Raw genomic sequence first — 16,927 nt, forward strand, 5'->3', positions numbered from 1 at the left:
TACGACAAGCGCGGATACCACTCCGCCGACGTGATCATTCCGCCACGCGACGTGTTCGACCTGGTCGACGAGATGACCCGCCTCGCCGAGACCGACACGTTGCGCGGCGACGACCGCATCGTGCGGGAGAACGGTAACGGCGCCGTGCGGTCCGTGTTCGACGTCCACCGCCTCAGCGACGTCGTCGACGACATCATCCGCCGCCCTGAGGTGGTGGGTATCGCCCGGCAGATCCTCGGTTCGGACGTCTACGTCCACCAGTCGCGGCTCAACTTCAAACCGGGTTTCACCGGCGGCCCGTTCTACTGGCACTCCGACTTCGAGACCTGGCACGCGGAGGACGGCATGCCCCGGCCGCGGGCGGTGAGCTGTTCGATCGCGCTCACCGACAACTACCCGTTCAACGGCGGGCTGATGGTCATGCCGGGCTCCCAGCGCACCTTCCTGCCCTGTGTCGGCGAGACGCCGGACGACTACTACAAGAGCTCGCTGAAGGAGCAGGAGGTCGGCGTGCCCAGCGACCAGGACATCACCAGGCTCGCGGCGGAGCACGGGATCGACCAGTTCACCGGCCCCGCGGGGTCGGCGCTGTGGTTCGACTCCAACATCATGCACGGCTCCGGCAACAACATCACGCCGTATCCGCGGTCGAACATCTTCGTGGTGTTCAACAGCGTGGAGAACACGTTGGTCGAGCCGTACGCCGCCGCCAAGCCCCGGCCGACCTTCGTCGGCAGCCGTGACTTCACACCCGTCACGCGCTGAGGCCTCCAGCCGAGCCCGCGCCAGAAGATCAGTTGGCTGAATCACACAAGGTCTTCGCGCGGGTCGCCTGTAGTGCGGCTATAGCGCCCTGTTACGGTGTCGCCACCGTGATGGCGACCGCCTGAGCGGTCACGCTTGTCGGCCGGTGGCTAGGCGCTCCTTCGCTCGGGGTGGCTCCCGTCGCCGTGCTCCGACAGCGAGCCCGGCCGGGAGCACCCGACCCAGCCGCATGTTTCACCGAGCGCGGCCCGCGCCACCGGATCGGGACTGGTGGCGCGGTGCCGTCTCGTGTTCAATATCCCCCGGGGAGGTGCCGTGGGGGACGGCTTACGCATCCGCTTGCTCGGACCGGTACAGCTGCTCGACGCCGGACGGCCGGTGCCGGTCGGCGGTCCCGCCGTGCGTGGCCTGCTCGCGTTGCTCGCGCTCGAGCCCAACCGGATCGTCCCGCTCGATGACCTCATCGACGCGCTGTGGAGCGCGAATCCCCCGGCCACGGCGCGAACCATCGTGCACGGCAACGTCTCGCACCTGCGGCGCGTGCTGGGTGCCCTGGGCTCACCGGAGCAGGCGCGGATCGAAACCGCCGCACCCGGATACCGGCTCGCCATCGATCCCGACCGGATCGACGTGCACCGGGCACACGTTCTGTTCGACCGGGCCGCGGGCCTGCCCCTGCCCGAGCGCGCCGAACTGCTGGCCCTCGCATACGCGCTGTTCGAGGGCCCCGAGCTGTCCGGGGTGCCCGATTCGGTGTCCGCTCCCGAGCTGACCGACCTGCGCCTGGCCGTGCACGGCGCGCGGGTCGACGCGGACCTCGCACTCGGCCGCCACGCGGAACTGATCGCCGAACTCACCGCGATGGTCCGCGAAAACCCGCGTGCCGAGCGGACCGTGGGGCAACTGATGCGCGCGCTCTACTACTCGGGTCGCCGCGCCGACGCCCTGGACATCTACCGCCGGGTCGCCAGGTTCAGCTCGGCGAAGTTCGGCATCGATCCCGGTCCGGAACTTCGTGCCCTGCAGGAACGGATCCTCAACGACAGCCTGCCCGCGACGGAGCCGGCCCGGCCGCCCGCGGTCGACGTCACGCGCGTGATTCCCCGGCAACTGCCCCGGGAGTCCGGGACGCTCGCCGGCCGGGAAGCCGAGCTGGACTGGCTGGACGGGCTGGCTGAAGGCGCGGTCGCGGTGATCACCGGCATCGCGGGCGTCGGGAAGAGCGCGCTGGCCGTGTCGTGGGCGCACCGCGCCGCCAAACGGTTTCCGGGCGGCGTGCTGTTCGCCGCGCTGCGCGGGTTCGATCCGCACCATCCACCCGCCGAGCCCGGCGACGTGCTCACCCAGTTCCTGCTGGGGCTGGGCGTGCCGCTCGCGGATCTTCCCGAGCGGCACGCCGAGCGGGTAGCGCTTTACCGGTCGCTGATCGCCGGACGCTGGATGCTGGTGGTCCTCGACGACGCGCGCAGCGCCGAACAGGTGCGGCCGCTGCTCCCGCCGGGGAGCCGGTCCATGGCGCTGGTCACCAGCCGGGCGAGACTGGACGGCCTGATCGTGTCGAACGCCGCGCGGGTGCGCCGCCTCGATCCGCTGTCCCGGCCGGACTCGGTACGGCTCATCGCCGGGCTCGCCGGTCACCGCACGGCCGGGCATCGCGAGCGGCTTGCCGAGTTGTGCGGTGATCTCCCACTCGCGTTGCGGATCGCGCGCACCCGCCTGGCTTCCGGTCCACAGTGGAGCGCCGAGCGGTTCCTCGCCGAGTTGACCGAGGAACGCACGCGGCTGAGCGCGCTGGACGTGGACGACGCGGGCGTGCGTGCCGCGCTCGAGGTGTCCTTCCGGGTGTTGCCGCCGGGCGTCGCGGAGACCTTCCGCGCGCTCGGGGCGCTCGGTATCTCCACCGTCGGGCCGCATCTCGTCGCCGCGATCGAGCGAACCGACCTGGCCGAGGCCCGGCGGCGGCTGCACGTCCTCTCGGCGCACCACCTGCTGACCGAGAGCGGCCCGGACGTGTTCACCCAGCACGACCTGGTCCGGCTCTACCAACGGGAACTCGCCACCCCGGTGGATTGCTCGAGGGTGCCGGCCCAGGCGGTCCGGTACTACCTGACGGCCGCCGACCGGGCGCGGCGCGGCCTGCCGCCGGTCGTCGACGGGCTCGACTTCCGCGCGGCCGAGTTCGAAACCCCGGAGCCCGCGGGTTTCGACGACGCACTGGCCTTCTTCGCCGCGGAGTGGCCGAACCTGCTCGCGACCCTGACCGCGGCGCAGGCGGCGGGCCGGCACGAGGACGTCTGGCGGCTGGCCCGAGTGGTCCATACCTATCGCGTGGTGCGGCCCCTGTGGGACGAGTGGGCGAGGCTGCTGTCGCTCGGTATGGCCTCCGCCGAGGCGGCGGGCAGCGGCGAGGGCCGCTACTGGATGCTCGTCTCGCGGTGCACGTTCGCGAGGACCTTCGAGGTCACCGGCGCATGCCTGGCCGACGCGGAGGCCGCGCTGACGATCGCCCGTTCCCTTGGCGAGCGCAGGCTGGTCGTCTCCGCGGAGATCCATCTCGGCTGCGCGCTGACCCTCCGTGGCCGGTACGACGAGGCGATCGACCGCCTACGCGCCGCGGCCGAAGAGACCGCGCGGACCGGCGATGACGACCTCCACGGGCAGGCGCTGAACCACTGTGCCGAAGCCGAGAAGCGGGCCGGAAAGTATGTGGAGGCGATCGAGCACCAGACCGCCTCCCTCGCGATCGACCGCCGGTTCGGCGACGACGGTTATGTTGCCGTATCGCTGAACAATCTGGCGGAACTGCACCTCGGACTTGGTGATCTCGAAGCCGCGCGGCGCTGCGCGCGATCGGCGATCGAACTGACCGAGCAACGCGGGTTCCTGCTCCAGGAAGCGGTTTCCCGACGAATCCTGGGCCGGATACTGCGGGCGTCCGGAGCCGTCGAAGACGCTCGCGTGCAGCTCGCGCTCGCCCTTGAGCTGTACAAACGCGTCAGCCCGCGGCATGCGCCCGCCACGGCGGACGGATCGGCCGCCCTGGAGCTTGAACGCGGTTAGCGAATTCTTAGTGACTTCGCTCGTAGTTGGCGTAGGGTTCGACCTGGGCCGTCTGACGCAATGGGGGAGCGTCAGACGGCCGTTTGCTTTCCTGCCATGGTATTACTGGCGGTACTGTTTTGGGCTCAGACCGTAATGGCTTCTGGACGCGAAGGGGTCCGGACAGCCCCGGAACCACGCTCGCACGCTGACCGCGCTCGGTGCCTCGGCGCTGTTCACCACAGGCGCGGCTCATTGACTGAACAGGGTGACTTCCGGGGTGATGTCGAGCAGTTCGTGGACGGGACGGCCCCGCCTGCCGTCGATCGTGGTGGTGCGGACGACCCGGAGCCGCGCGGTCACCGGGCGGTCCAGGTTCTCCTTGATCTGGTCCAGCAGATCGGGCGACACCGCGCCCTGGATCGTGCCACCCGACTCGCGTTCCAGATAGAAGATCCGGCGGCGGGTGCGGACACCGTCGAGCCGCCCGGACACCGTCTCGTACCCGACGGCGTCCCGGGATTCGCGCAGGCTGGCCTGGAGCACCCTGGCCTGCTCGAAGGTCATGCTCCTGGACACGTCCTCACCCGAGGTCGGCGTGAGCCGCAGCCCGATGCCGGCGTTCTTGACCACCGCGTTGACGATGTCGCTGACCGCGTTTCGCACGGTGTCCCGTTGCAACAGCACGGCGTCGAGCGCGCCGTCGTCGGATCCGTTGGCGGGCAGGAAGTCGCACAGCTCCTTCACCGCTCGCTCGGAAAGCGTTTCGATCCCGTCGTGGATGAGCGCGTCGTCCGGGACGGGCTCGGGGAAGCCGAAGAAGATCGTGTTCCCGGCCTGGCCGCGCTGGAGCAGCGGCGCCTTGTCACGATCGGTGGGCTGGACGTAGGTGATCTCACCCTGCGGGTTCCGGATGATGTGCCCGATCTTCGCCGTGGCGTCCTGCAACGCGCGGCTGATGTCGGAGAAGGTATAGGCGTCGAGGTTGGACGAGCCGAGCATGGATACCTTGAGCAGCGGTGACCGCGCGGTGCGCTCGAACTTGGCATGCGCGGCCATCGCCGAGGCGCGGGCCAGGTCGTCCAGCCAAGTGCCGCCGGGAATGTCGTCGGCGATCCGCCGGAACTCCATTACCACACCACCTCGGGGAATCCTCGCGTGCCACCCGCGGACCAGGTTCGTGCCCAGGTCTCCTCGTCCCCGGGGAAGCACAGGAACCCGTCGAGCAGACCACCGACGGGCTGCACCTGGTCGAGGTACATCGCGGGCTGGCCGACGATCACGCCGCGCAGGGTGAGCAGGCCGTACAGCGAGTCGCGGGCGGGGCCGGTCATCCGCTTGAGGCTGCCCCAGTCGTCCGGCATCAGCACCACGTCGAGCCCGCTCGGCACGAACTCGCTGCGGGCGATGAAGGCACCACCGACCCAGGCGCGGCCGGCGGGGATGATCCGCGCGACCGCGCCCAGATAGCTGTTCAGCGCGCTGAACAGGATCTCGCGGTCGTTGCGGTGCGGGGCGTCGAAGACGAGTCGTTCATAGATGTCGGCAAGGTCGGCGGGAAGCCGCCCCGGTGGGAGAAACCCCTCCAGGGTCCAATGCGGGAGCGGCATGGGTCAAAGCTATCAGGAGGTGGCTGGCCTCAGCCCGCGGTGGCGTGGTCCTCGGCGGTGGGGGCCTGGAGCGGGAGGAGCGGGGAGAGCTGCGGGCGCTTGGGGGACAGACCGTCGCCCATGGACTGGCCGCGCAGGTGGCGCCGGATCCACGGCAGCAGGTGTGTCTTGGTCCAGGCCAGGTCGGAGCGGCGGAGGGTGATCCAGTCGCGCGGGGTGTCGACGGCGGGCCACGGTTCCCGCCAGTCCTCGGTCGTGGGCACGCCGAGCACCTCGGCCGTGTGCAGCGCGATCCGGTGGTGGCCCTCGGGCGTGAAGTGCAGCCGGTCGTCGCTCCAGGCGCGCGGGTCGTGCAGCACGTCCATGGCCCACAGGTCGACGACCCTGGCGCCGTGCCGGTGCGCGATGGCCCAGAGGTTCGCGTTGTAGATGCCGATCTTGCCGCGCAGCACGTTCATCACCGAGAGCTGCTTGGGGTCGGGGCCGTTGAACAGCAGCACTTCGATGCCCGCGGCCCGCATCTTGGCGATTACCTCGTCGATCTGCGCGGAGATCTCGTCGACGTCGGTGCCGGGCACGATCACGTCGTTGCCGCCGCCGCAGAAGGTGACCAGGCCGGGCTTGGCCTCGAGGGCGAGGGGAACCTGCTCCTCGATGATCTCGGCGAGCATCTTGCCGCGCAACGCGAGGTTCGCGTACTCGAACCCGGGCCGGCCGCCGGCCAGTATCTCCGCCAGCCGGTCGGCCCAGCCGCGGAACGTGCCGTCGGCGAGATGGTCGTTCAGACCTTCGGTGAAACTGTCACCAAGTGCGACGTAGCTCTGGTAGCCATACACGCTGTTGTCCCCTTTCGCCAGCACGTTGATGCAGTTCGCCGTGACCGAGCTTGCACCGGAAATACCGACTTACGCCACCGTCGGTTCCCTCGGACGTCGAGTTTCCTATCTTGACAGCCCGCGCGTCACCACTATTCCCGGCTGGCATCACGATCGTGTGGCCAAGGTCTCTTCGAACATCGTTCGGGTCATCAGGCAGGCTGTAAGGGTGACCTCACAAGGTGGCCCCGAGCGCGAATCTCTCGCCGGCATTCTTGGTGGTCGCAAAAGCGCCCTCGACGCGAGCCTGCCCCCGCTGGCCTTCGTGCTCGGCTGGCTGATCGCCGGGAGTTCGATCGCCTGGGGCGCGGTGTCCGCGATCGGCGTCGCCGTCGTGGTGGGCGCGGTCCGGCTGGTTCGTGGGGACCGGGCGCGGGTGGTGGTGGTCAGCCTTGCCGCGGTGATCGTCGCGGCGCTGATCGCCCTGCACACCGGGCGGGCGCAGGACTTCTTCCTCATCCAGTTGCTGTCCAATGTGGCCAGCGCGCTGCTGTGGGCGGCGAGCGTGGTCGTCCGCTGGCCGTTGCTCGGTGTCGTGGTCGGACTGCTGCTCGGCCAGAAAACCCGGTGGCGCAAGGATCCGGTGTTGCTGCGCGCCTACTCGCGGGCGAGCCTGCTGTGGTCGTGCCAGTACCTGCTGCGGGTCGCGGTCTACCTGCCGCTGTGGTGGGCTGGACAACTCGTCGCGCTCGGCGTGGCACGCACCGTGCTCACCTGGCCGCTACAAGCGCTCACCATCGCGGTCAGCGGCTGGGTGCTGTACCGGTCACTGCCCGCCGATCACCCGGGCCTGCGGCTGGCGGAGAAGTAGACGGCCCCCGGCGAGGGGGAGGTCCGGGGGCCGGGTCCCACCGTACGCGAGTGCGGCCGTTCGGGACAGTGCGGCGGCGAATAACCGGTCAAACACGTTGTTCGGGCCGGCGGGCGGTTTCGCCGTAGGCGTCGACAGCGGCCAGCCAGGCCGCCCCGAGCACCCCGTCCGAGCTGGCGTGGACTTCGATCCCGGCGAGCTTGTCCCGCACCTTCGCGCCGACCGGTCCGGAGAGCACGCTGCCTACGAGCACGACGGGCGTGTCCTCGCCGGGCTCTCGCGTGGCCATCGCGGTCTCCGCCAGCAGGGCGGCCGCCCGGTCGATGATCTCGCCCGCGTCGTCCGAGCCGCTCACCAGCGGTGCGAACCGGGCAAGGCGGATCGGTGGCTCGCCGTTGACGACGGTGATCAGCCTGCGCCAGGCGTGCATCCGGTCGCCCGCGTCCACCCCGGCCTCGGCCAGCACCGCCGTCGACAGCGCACCCAGCGTGGCCCCGCGGCTCAGTTCGTCGAGAGCTCGCCGGACGGCTTCCCGCCCGAGCCAGAATCCCGACCCCTCGTCACCGAGCAGCCACCCGTAACCGCCGGCGGTGGAGACCATGCGGCGCTTGCGGATCCTGCCCGCGATCGACCCCGTGCCCGCGACCAGCACGGTGCCGTCCGGGGCCGAGGTCGCCGAGGCGAACGCCGCTTCCGCGTCGCTGAGCACGCCGACCTTGGCCAGGCCGAGTCGCTGCCAGGTGGCCTCGAACAGGGCCGCGATCGCCGGGTCGGTCAGCTTGCTGGAGCCCGCCATCCCGACTACGCAAGCGTTTGCCTGCCGGGGATCGAGGTCGCCGAGCGCTGCCGCGACGGCTTCGCCGATCCGGGCGGCGGCCTGCTCGGGCGGGTGTGAGTTCGGGTTCGCGCCGCCGGACCCACCACTGCCGAGCACGGTGCCGTCCTCGGCGACGGCCAGCGCGCGGGTCGACGTGCCGCCCGCGTCCACCCCGACTACGAACCGGGTCATCGCGTCTTCGTCACCTTGCGCAGACCGCGCGGGCGGTCCGGATCGCCGCCGCGCGCCAGGGCCAGACCAAGCGCGAGGTTCTGCACCGGGAGCACCTCCAGTACCGGCGCCAGCTCCTCGGCCACGGCAGGCACCGGAATCCGGACGGCGGCAGGCACGTCGGCGCTCGACGAACCGAGTGCGAGCACGTCCGCACCACGTTCGGCGACCGCGTCCAGCACGTCGTGCATGGCCTGACCACCGCGGCCCGCTCCGGTGACCGCGAGGACGGCGGTCCCTTCGTCGACGGCGGCGACCGGACCGTGCAGCAGGTCTGCCCCGCTGTACGCGCGGGCGGCCAGGTAGCTGGTCTCGGCGAGCTTGAGCGCGGATTCCAGTGCCGTGGCATAGGAGTAGCCGCGGCCGGTGGTGATGATCCGGTCCACGAAACGGTACCGGTCGACGGCGTGCCGCACCGGCACCGCGAGCGCTTCCTGAGCCAGCGCACCGAGTTCCGCGGCCTCGGCGCCATCGCCCCCGCGCACGGCGTCGATGAGCAGGTAGAGCGCCAGCAAGGTGGCCGAGTAGGTTTTGGTCGCGGCGACGGCCTGCTCGACGCCCGCGCCGATGTCGACGGCGAGCTCCGCCGCCTTGTGCAGCGGCGAGGACGGTGTATTGGTCACCGCCACCGTCAAGGCGCCCTGCTCCCGCGCGGTTTCGGTGAATTCGAGCAGATCCGGCGAACCGCCGCTCTGGCTGACGGAGATCAGGAGCACGTCCCGCAGGTCGGGACGCGCGCCGTAGAGTGTGACGGTCGACGGCGAGACTAGCCCGGCCGGCAGTCCGAGAAGTACCTCGATCAGGTACTTCGCGTACAGCGCGGCATGGTCGCTGGAACCGCGCGCGGCCAGCAACGCGAACCGGGGCGGTCGTCGCGCGATCACCTCGGCCACGTTGGCGATTCCCGTCCGCCGTGCCACCAGCCCGGCGAGCACGGTGGGCTGCTCGGCGATCTCGGCGGCCATGTGTTGTCCGGGTACTGTCATCGGCATCCCTTCACCGGGTGAGCTTGTTCGGAACCGGGAGTGCCGACATCCACTCGCAACAGTTCCTTTTGAGGTCTAGACCAATAGTACCCCGAGCAAACCGGCATGTGGAAAGGGTAGTTTCATCCTGGACTCGGTGCGCGGTTCGAGGAGGAGTCAAGTCATGGTGGAGTTAGCAACGCGAGGCCAGCGCGAGCCGAAGTACTGGGCGTTGAAGCAGCATCTGCTCGACCTCCTTGGCGCGATGCCGCCCGGTTCGCCGATCCCCACAGAGCGTTCACTGGCCACCGATTTCGCGGTTTCCCGCACGACGGTCCGGCAGGCGCTCGCGGATCTGACGGCCGAAGGCAGGTTGCATCGTGTTCAAGGCAAGGGCACTTTCGCCGCCGAGCCGAAGATGGCGCAGCGGCTGCAGTTGTCCTCCTACACGGAGGACATGATCGCCCTGGGTCGGGAACCGTCGTCCAAGCTGCTGGAGATCGACGAACTGCCGAGCGAGCACGATCTCGCGAAGCTGCTCGGCATCCGCAGCGGCGCCAAGGTACTGCGGATGCGCCGGCTGCGGCTGGCCGACGGGGAGCCGATGGCGCTGGAGACAACGCATCTGCCGCTCGCCCGGTTCCGGGGCCTGCGCAAGCACGTGGCGGCCGGCGGTTCGCTCTACGCGGCGCTGCGCGAGCAGTACGGTGTCGAGATGGAGCGTGCGGAGGAAACGATCGAGACAGCGCTCGCCGGGCCGCGGGAGGCCGACCTGCTCGGCGCGGACGTGGGCAGCCCGATGCTGCTGCTGTCGAGGCATTCCTTCGGCGCGGATGGCAAGCCCGTCGAGTACGTCGTGTCCATCTACCGAGGTGACCGGTACAAGTTCGTGGCGACACTGACGAAACCGTGACGATCGCCTGGGGGAGCGGACAGGCGCGCGGCGTGCTCGCGGCGACCGTGCTGGGTTCGGGCATGGCCATGCTCGACGGCACGATCGTCAATGTCGCGCTGCCCAGGATCGGGACCGAACTGGATGCGTCCGTTTCGGGTCTGCAATGGATCCTGGACGGCTACCTGCTCGCGCTGGCCTCGCTGATCCTGATCGCCGGCTCGCTCGGCGACCGGTACGGCAGGCGGCGGATGTTCGTGCTCGGCGTGGTGTGGTTCGGCGTCGCTTCGGTCTTGTCGGCGGCGTCGGTCTCGACGTCGATGCTGGTGGGGATGCGGGTGTTGCAGGGTGTCGGTGGCGCCTTGCTGACCCCGGGGTCGCTGGCCATTCTGGAGACATCGTTCGTCCGCGCGGACCGTGCCCGCGCGATCGGGGCCTGGTCGGGGCTCGGCGGGATCGCGGCGGCGATCGGGCCGCTCGTCGGCGGGCTGCTGGTGCAGGTGTGGTCGTGGCGGCTGGCGTTTCTGATCAACGTGCCGATCGCGACGGCCTGCGTGTGGCTCGCGCGCAAGTACGTGCCGGAATCCCGCGATGTGACCAGTGCCGGGCGGCCCGACGTGCTCGCCGCCGTGCTGGGGGCGCTCGGGCTCGGCGGCGTGACGGCCGCGCTGGTCGAAGCCCCCGCCCGGGGTGTGGGGCACCCCCTGGTGCTCGTGACGGCCGTGGCCGGTGTCGCGGGGCTGGCGCTGTTCGTCCGGCTTCTCCTCCGTTCCGCAGACCCCCTCGTGCCGCCGTCGTTGTTCGCCGACCGCACGTTCACCCTGGCCAACGGGCTGACCTTCGTCGTGTACGCGTCGCTTGGCGGGGTGCTGATGTTGCTGACGATGCAACTTCAGGTGTCGCTGGGTTATTCACCGACCGCGGCGGGATCGGCGACCCTGCCGATCACCGCGATCATGCTGGTGTTTTCCGGGCGCTCCGGGCAGCTGGCGCAGCGCATCGGACCGCGGTCACAGCTCGTCGCCGGTCCCCTGCTGATCGCCGCCGGGATGCTGCTCATGCTGCGAATCGCGCCCGGCGCTTCCTATCCGACCGTGGTGCTGCCCGCCGTGGTGGTGTTCGGGCTGGGGCTGGCCGCCGTGGTCGCGCCGGTGACCGCGACCGTGCTCGCCGCCGCGCCGGACCGGCACGCGGGAGTCGCCTCGGGGGTCAACAACGCGGTCGCGAGGGCGGGCAGCCTGCTGGCCATCGCGGTGCTGCCGGCGATCGCGGGGCTGCGGGGAGAGTCCTATTCGGACCCCGCGGTGCTGACCGCGGGATGGCGGATATCCCTGGTCGTGTGCGCCGGGCTCACCATTGTTGGCGGTCTGTTGGGCGCCGGCGTCCGAAACGACGTGCTGGCCGAACCCGCGCCGCCTTCGCCGGAGCATCCAAGGCCCGGCGAATGCCTCCACTGCTCGGTCGTTTCACCGCCGACTCACGTGGGTAAGTAAGGCGTTAGCGCTCACCTTCTTGTCCAATGTGGACTTTGAACGTGGCGCACCTCACCTGCTGCTAACATCGGGAGTGTTTCGTTCGATTAACTCGTTGGCAACGGTGAGATAAAGAGCAGTGGCGAGTAGAACGGAACCATGGTCGAAAAGGAAGGCGCCGGCGAGAAGCGGGCGTTCAAGCCCGGGCAGGTGATCGCGTCAGCCCTGGCGGCGGTGACGGCGGCTTTTCTCGGGTCGACGCTGGGCGTCGAGGGCACCGTGGCCGGCGCGGGAATCGCGAGCGTGGTCACCACCATCGGGAGCGAGGTGTACCTGCGGTCGCTGCGCAGGACGAGGGACGCGGCGCGCAGGACGAAGGAAGTTCTCGCCCTGACCGACACCCGGTTACGTCAGGAAACGAGGCTGGTCGAGCCGCCGCCGAAGAGCCCGGCGAACCCGTTGATGCGCCCGAACGGCCCGGTGCCGCCCCCGAACGGCCCGACAGGCCACCCGCGGCCGCCGGTCGACCCACGGAACGCGGCAGTGGACCCGAACGCCCCCACGGTGCATCTGCCACGGCCGACCCAGGCCCTGCCAGCCCTGGGCGGCGGCTTGCCCAACGCCGACGCCCCGACCGTGCTCGTCCCGGGTGAGGCCATCGGTCCCGCACCGAAGCCGACGCGTCCGTGGTGGAAGAGCCGGTGGACGCTGGCGGCGGGCATGAGTGTGGTCGCGTTCGTCGTCGGCATGCTCGTGATCACCGGCTTCGAAACGGTCACCGGCCACGCGGTGTCCGGCGGCACCGGCACGACGATCAGCAGGCTCGGCAACGGCGGCGCGTCGAAGGACAAGCCCACGACCCCCGTGCACCCGACAACCACCGAGACACGCACCAACACCGTCACGCCGTCCAGCCGGACAGGCCGGCCCAGCAGCAGCGCGCCGGTGACCCCGACCGAGGACTCGGCGGAGAGCAGCGCCCCGTCGTCCTCCTCGTCGGCCCCACCGTCGAGCGCTTCTTCCCCCACCAGCGGCTGACAACTCGCGAGTCGGGCTTTCGCGACGGGCGAGTCGGGCTTTCGGGTCGGGCGAGTCGGGCTTTCGGGTCGGGCGAGTTCGGCTTTCGGGACGCGTGAGTTCGGGGTTCGCGGCGGGCGAGTTCGGGGTCCTAGGCAAGCCGGCGACGAATTGCCCGCGCGGCGGCCTCCGGGTCCTCGGCCTCGGTGATCGCACGGACGACCACCACGCGGGACGCCCCGGCCCGCACGACCTCCGGCAGCCGGGTCAGGTCGATCCCGCCGATGGCGAACCACGGCCGGTCGGTGCCGAAGGCCGCCGCCGTGCGGACGAGATCGAGACCGGGCGCGGGACGGCCGGGCTTGGTCGGGGTCGGCCAGCACGGCCCGGTGCAGAAGTAGTCGACGCCGGGCTCCCGTGCCGCCGCCTCGGCCTGCCCGACCGTGTGCGTGGAGCGTCCAATGACCGGGTTCTCGCCGAGGATGCGCCGGGCGACGCTGACCGGGAGGTCGTCCTGGCCAAGGTGCAGCACGTCGGCGTCCACGGCCAGCGCCACGTCCGCGCGGTCGTTCACCGAGAGCAACGCGCCGTGCCGCGCACACGCCTCCGCGAGAACCTCGAGCGCGGCCAGTTCCTGCATCGCCTCAAGGGGAACCCCGTCCGTCTTGTCCCGTAGCTGGACGATGTCGACCCCGCCCGCGAGCGCCGCGTCGGCGAACTCCGCGAGGTCTCCGATGTCCCGGCGGCCGTCGGTGCACAGGTAGAGCCGTGCCTCGCCGAGCCGCTTCCTGATCTGTTCACCGTTGAGCCCTGGCATGGTTCGAACGTATATGCTGGAGGAGTCCGCACGGGAGCCCGGGGCATGGGCTGAGAGGGAGCTGTCGCCGCTCCGACCGTGGAACCTGATCCGGATCATGCCGGCGCAGGGAGCGTGATTTCGTGAGAAGCAACCGGATCGCCGTGGTCGGCGGTGGCGTGATCGGGCTGTCCGTGGCCTGGCGGGCCGCGGCGGCCGGGCACCGGGTGACAGTGGTCGACCCCAAACCCGGCCGCGGGGCTTCCTGGGTGGCGGGCGGGATGCTTGCCCCGATCGCGGAGGCCTGGCCCGGTGAGGAGGCCGCGCTGCGGCTGGGCGAGGAATCCCTACGGCGCTGGCCCGCGTTCGCCGAAGAGCTCGCGGCGGATGGGGGTGGGCCCGGGCTGTCCATGGCGGGCACCGTCGTGGTCGCGCTCGACCGCGGAGACGCCGACCAGTTGGCCATCCTCGCGGACTACCTCGGCTCCGTCGGGCGCGCGGTCGAGACGGTGACCGGCAGGCGGATGCGGATCGTCGAACCGGGGCTCAGCGGCGCGGTGCGCGGCGGGCTGCTCGTGCCGGGCGATCTCGCCGTGGACAACCGGAAGCTGCTGCGGTCCCTGCGCGCCGCCGCGGACCGGTGCGGAGCGGAGTTCCTGGCGGAGAAGGCGACCGAGGTCGCCGCGGGACACGTCACGACGAGTCAAGGTGACCTCACCTGCGACGTGGCCGTAATCGCCGCGGGCGCGTGGAGCGCGAACCTGCACCCGGAGCTGAAAGGTGCCGTGCGGCCGTTGAAGGGCGAGATCCTGCGGCTGCGCGCGCGCCGGACGAGCCTGCCGCCGCCGTCCCGCACGGTGCGCGCGGTCGTTGAGGGACGGCCGATCTATCTGGTGCCGCGTGCCGACGGTGAACTCGTGCTCGGCGCCACCCAGTACGAGGCCGGGTTCGACGAGACCGTAACGGCGCGAGGAGTCCGTGAACTCCTCGAAGGCGCCGAACGGATCTTCCCGGGCATCGGGGAGTACGAGCTGGTGGAGATCGCGGCCGGGTTGCGCGCCGCGAGCGTGGACACCCTGCCGTTCCTCGGCGAACTCGGCGACGGGGTGTTCGCCGCCACCGGACATCACCGCAACGGGTTGCTCATGGCGCCGGTGACCGCGGACGCGATCGTCGCCTGGCTTGCCGGGGAGAAACCACCGGAGGGCGTCGAGGCGGCACATCCCGGCCGGCTCAGGTGATCGGAGGGCAAGTTGGAGGTACAGGTCAACGGGGACTGGAGGTCGTTTCCGGACGGCGCCACCGTTCTCGGACTGCTTGCGGCGCTGGGTACCACGCAGCGCGGGATCGCGGTCGCGCTGGACGGCGAGGTCGTCCGGCGCGCGGACTGGGCCGGGGTCGTGGTACAGCCGGGGGCGCGACTGGAAATCCTGACAGCGGTGCAAGGTGGGTGAGGAAATGCCGGACGAGGAGATCCACGACGAGCAGCTGGTGATCGGCGAGCACAAGCTGACCTCCCGGTTGATCATCGGGACCGGTGGTGCGGCGAACCTCGCCGTGCTGGAGCGCGCTCTGGTCGCCTCCGGCACGGAACTGACCACGGTGGCGGTGCGGCGGGCCGACGCCGAGGGCGGCTCCGGGGTGCTGGCGCTCCTGCGCCGCCTGGGGATCCGGCTGCTGCCGAACACCGCGGGCTGCCGCAGCGCCGCCGAAGCCGTGCTCACCGCGCGCCTTGCCCGTGAGGCGCTGGAGACCGACCTGATCAAGCTGGAGGTGCACGCCGACGAGCGCACCCTCCTGCCCGACCCGGTCGAAACGCTGGACGCGGCGGAGCAACTCGTCGCAGGCGGGTTCACCGTCCTGGCCTACACCAACGACGACCCGGTGCTCGCCCTGCGGCTCGAGGAAGCCGGGTGTGCCGCCGTGATGCCGCTGGGCGCGCCCATCGGCACCGGTCTGGGCATCCGCAATCCGCACAACATCGAGCTCATCGTGGCCAGGGCCGGGGTGCCGATCGTGCTGGACGCGGGCATCGGCACGGCGTCGGACGCCGCACTGGCCATGGAATTGGGCTGCGACGCCGTGTTGCTGTCCACCGCGGTCACCCGTGCGCAGGACCCGGAACGGATGGCGTACGCGATGCGCTCGGCCGTCGTCGCGGGCAGGCTCGCGCGCGGCGCGGGCCGGATCCCGCAGCGGTTCTGGGCGCACGCGTCGAGCCCGCCGCGTTGGTAATGGGGCCTTCGGCGGACAAGGTGCGCTCTTTACCACGATTTCTTCCGCGTAGCCCGTATTGTGGTCGCACCTCGTGGTCGGGGACCCGTTGGGCAGAAGGAGCATGGGTGGTGGACCAGTCGTCAACCGAGGATGTCGCTGGGCGACTTTTCCTGGCGGTAGGAAGGCTGTCCAGGTCCCTGCGCCAGGCGGGTGCGCCCGGCCTGGGTCACGGGTCGATCTCCGCGCTGGCCACACTCGTCGCGCTGGGACCGATGCGGTTGGGCGATCTCGCCGCGAAGGAGGGGGTGGCCGCGGCGACCATGTCGAGGATCGTCGCCTCGCTGGTGGAGGCCGGCTACGCGCGCCGCGAGCCCGATCCGATCGACCGCAGGGCGTGGCTCGCGACCGCGACCGAGCAAGGCGAAAGCACGCTCAAGAATGTCTGGTTGACCCGTGTTCACGAGCTGGGCAGGCGCTTGGAGCGACTTCCCGAGCACCATCGTGATGCCATCGCCGCGGCCCTGCCCGCGTTCGAGGCCCTTCTCGCCGACGACAGTCTTACCTGACTAGTTCCGGTTTTCCGGGGAGAGGCGCCAGAAGGCGGAGACCGGGCCGACCTTGGCTCCCATCGGGTACGAGTGCGCGACCGCGTTGCTGACGAACCACTTGGCGAAGCGCGCGGCTTCGGGCACGCTCATGCCCCGGGCCAGACCGGCCGTGAGCGCGGAGGCCATGGCATCGCCGGCGCCATGCGTGTGCGGAGTGGCCAAACGCGGCCCCGGCAGTTCGACGAACTTCTCACCGTCGTACAGGAGATCCACGCACTCCGGATCCTCGGTGAGGTGGCCGCTTTTCACCAGCACATACCGCGGCCCCAGCGCGTGTAGCGCGATCGCGGCCTCGTGCATGAGCTCGCGGTCGGTCACGGCCAGACCGGTGAGCAGCCTGACTTCGTCGAGGTTCGGCGTGAGCACGGTCGCGCGCGGAAGCAGCAGGTCCCGCAGGGCGTCGAGGCCGGCGTCGTCGAACAGCGGATGCCCGTGCATCGAGGCCGCGACCGGATCGACGACGAAGGGCACCTGCCGGTCGCGGCCGATGTCGGCCTTGCCGCAGGCCTCGGCCACCGCCGCGATGATCTCTGCCGAAGCCAGCATCCCCGTTTTCGCGGCGCCGACGCCCATGTCCGTGGCGACCGCCTCGATCTGCCCCGCCACGATGTGCGGCGGGAGGTCAGCGCGGTCGTGCACACCGAGCGTGTTCTGTACGGTCACCGCGGTGACCGCGACGAGCCCGTGCACGCGGCAGGTCAGGAATGTCCGCAGGTCCGACTGCAGGCCGGCGGCGCCCCCGGAGTCGGAGCCGGCGATCGTCAGAGCCGTGGGGTAACTCTCCTCGGTCATGGATACCTCGGTCATGAACA

General features: G+C 70.5%; 17 protein-coding genes and 1 riboswitch. Of the genes, 10 read left to right on the top strand and 7 right to left on the bottom strand.

Annotated elements, in window-relative coordinates; all coding sequences use genetic code 11:
- Both thpD and VJT49_RS08210 read left to right on the top strand, forming a co-directional pair.
- Window positions 1–765, top strand: a 765-nt coding sequence (gene thpD, locus VJT49_RS08205; protein WP_324164114.1) for an ectoine hydroxylase, incomplete at its 5' end; no start/stop codon positions are given.
- Window positions 766–1,080: 315 nt separating this feature from the next.
- Complete coding sequence (locus VJT49_RS08210) at window positions 1,081–3,825, top strand: AfsR/SARP family transcriptional regulator (RefSeq protein WP_324164115.1); 2,745 nt, start codon at window positions 1,081–1,083, stop codon at window positions 3,823–3,825.
- A 231-nt stretch (window positions 3,826–4,056) separates the two neighbouring features.
- Here VJT49_RS08210 and VJT49_RS08215 read toward each other — a convergent pair whose 3' ends face one another.
- Genes VJT49_RS08215 through VJT49_RS08225 form a run of 3 tightly spaced genes read right to left on the bottom strand, consistent with a single transcriptional unit; the run spans window position 4,057 to window position 6,250 of the window.
- Window positions 4,057–4,935, bottom strand: a complete 879-nt coding sequence (locus VJT49_RS08215; RefSeq protein ID WP_324164116.1) for a hypothetical protein — start codon at window positions 4,933–4,935, stop codon at window positions 4,057–4,059.
- The gene (locus VJT49_RS08220; protein ID WP_324164117.1) at window positions 4,935–5,414 is read right to left on the bottom strand and encodes a DUF6932 family protein; all 480 of its coding nucleotides are present in this window, start codon (window positions 5,412–5,414) and stop codon (window positions 4,935–4,937) included. Before VJT49_RS08220 ends, VJT49_RS08215 begins: the two co-directional genes overlap by 1 nt.
- A gap of 29 nt (window positions 5,415–5,443) precedes the next feature.
- Window positions 5,444–6,250, bottom strand: coding sequence for an SGNH/GDSL hydrolase family protein (locus tag VJT49_RS08225; RefSeq protein ID WP_324164118.1), 807 nt, complete (start codon window positions 6,248–6,250; stop codon window positions 5,444–5,446).
- A 208-nt stretch (window positions 6,251–6,458) separates the two neighbouring features.
- Here VJT49_RS08225 and VJT49_RS08230 point away from each other — a divergent pair, with 208 nt between their 5' ends.
- Window positions 6,459–7,100, top strand: coding sequence for a DUF3159 domain-containing protein (locus VJT49_RS08230; RefSeq protein ID WP_324164119.1), 642 nt, complete (start codon window positions 6,459–6,461; stop codon window positions 7,098–7,100).
- A gap of 88 nt (window positions 7,101–7,188) precedes the next feature.
- Here the strand turns inward: VJT49_RS08230 and VJT49_RS08235 are convergent, their stop codons facing one another.
- Entirely contained in the window at window positions 7,189–8,109 is a 921-nt protein-coding gene (locus VJT49_RS08235) for an N-acetylglucosamine kinase (protein WP_324164120.1), read from the bottom strand.
- A complete protein-coding gene (locus VJT49_RS08240) occupies window positions 8,106–9,140 on the bottom strand; it encodes an SIS domain-containing protein (protein WP_414635871.1) in 1,035 nt (344 codons plus the stop codon). Before VJT49_RS08240 ends, VJT49_RS08235 begins: the two co-directional genes overlap by 4 nt.
- Before the next feature lie 157 nt (window positions 9,141–9,297).
- On the opposite strand from VJT49_RS08240, the gene VJT49_RS08245 reads away from it, so the two are divergent.
- From VJT49_RS08245 to VJT49_RS08255, 3 genes are all read left to right on the top strand, one after another.
- On the top strand, window positions 9,298–10,026 hold the full coding sequence (locus VJT49_RS08245; RefSeq protein ID WP_324164122.1) for a GntR family transcriptional regulator: 729 nt from the start codon (window positions 9,298–9,300) through the stop codon (window positions 10,024–10,026).
- A complete protein-coding gene (locus VJT49_RS08250; RefSeq protein ID WP_324164123.1) occupies window positions 10,023–11,498 on the top strand; it encodes an MFS transporter in 1,476 nt (491 codons plus the stop codon). Before VJT49_RS08245 ends, VJT49_RS08250 begins: the two co-directional genes overlap by 4 nt.
- A gap of 138 nt (window positions 11,499–11,636) precedes the next feature.
- Entirely contained in the window at window positions 11,637–12,515 is an 879-nt protein-coding gene (locus tag VJT49_RS08255) for a hypothetical protein (protein ID WP_324164124.1), read from the top strand.
- A gap of 130 nt (window positions 12,516–12,645) precedes the next feature.
- On the opposite strand, the gene thiE is transcribed toward VJT49_RS08255, so the two are convergent.
- On the bottom strand, window positions 12,646–13,311 hold the full coding sequence (gene thiE / locus VJT49_RS08260; protein WP_324164125.1) for a thiamine phosphate synthase: 666 nt from the start codon (window positions 13,309–13,311) through the stop codon (window positions 12,646–12,648).
- A gap of 20 nt (window positions 13,312–13,331) precedes the next feature.
- Window positions 13,332–13,440: riboswitch (TPP riboswitch) on the top strand.
- Here thiE and thiO point away from each other — a divergent pair.
- The 4 genes from thiO to VJT49_RS08280 all read left to right on the top strand — a co-directional run bounded on the left by thiO (window position 13,434) and on the right by VJT49_RS08280 (window position 16,073).
- Window positions 13,434–14,531: a glycine oxidase ThiO gene (thiO, locus tag VJT49_RS08265; RefSeq protein ID WP_324164126.1), complete on the top strand. Its 1,098-nt coding sequence runs from the start codon at window positions 13,434–13,436 to the stop codon at window positions 14,529–14,531. (Overlaps the previous riboswitch by 7 nt.)
- A 12-nt stretch (window positions 14,532–14,543) precedes the next feature.
- The gene (thiS, locus tag VJT49_RS08270; protein WP_324164127.1) at window positions 14,544–14,744 is read left to right on the top strand and encodes a sulfur carrier protein ThiS; all 201 of its coding nucleotides are present in this window, start codon (window positions 14,544–14,546) and stop codon (window positions 14,742–14,744) included.
- Window positions 14,745–14,748: 4 nt separating this feature from the next.
- Window positions 14,749–15,525, top strand: a complete 777-nt coding sequence (locus VJT49_RS08275; protein ID WP_324164128.1) for a thiazole synthase — start codon at window positions 14,749–14,751, stop codon at window positions 15,523–15,525.
- 110 nt (window positions 15,526–15,635) lie between these two features.
- The gene (locus VJT49_RS08280) at window positions 15,636–16,073 is read left to right on the top strand and encodes a MarR family winged helix-turn-helix transcriptional regulator (protein ID WP_324164129.1); all 438 of its coding nucleotides are present in this window, start codon (window positions 15,636–15,638) and stop codon (window positions 16,071–16,073) included.
- Here VJT49_RS08280 and thiD read toward each other — a convergent pair whose 3' ends face one another.
- Window positions 16,074–16,922 carry a bifunctional hydroxymethylpyrimidine kinase/phosphomethylpyrimidine kinase gene (gene thiD / locus VJT49_RS08285; RefSeq protein WP_414635872.1) on the bottom strand — a complete coding sequence of 283 codons (849 nt, stop codon included), beginning with the start codon at window positions 16,920–16,922 and terminating at the stop codon, window positions 16,074–16,076. It abuts the gene before it with no gap.
- Window positions 16,923–16,927 lie beyond the last annotated feature (5 nt).

It is taken from the genome of Amycolatopsis sp. (genome assembly GCF_035276945.1).
Classification (GTDB): domain Bacteria; phylum Actinomycetota; class Actinomycetes; order Mycobacteriales; family Pseudonocardiaceae; genus Amycolatopsis_E.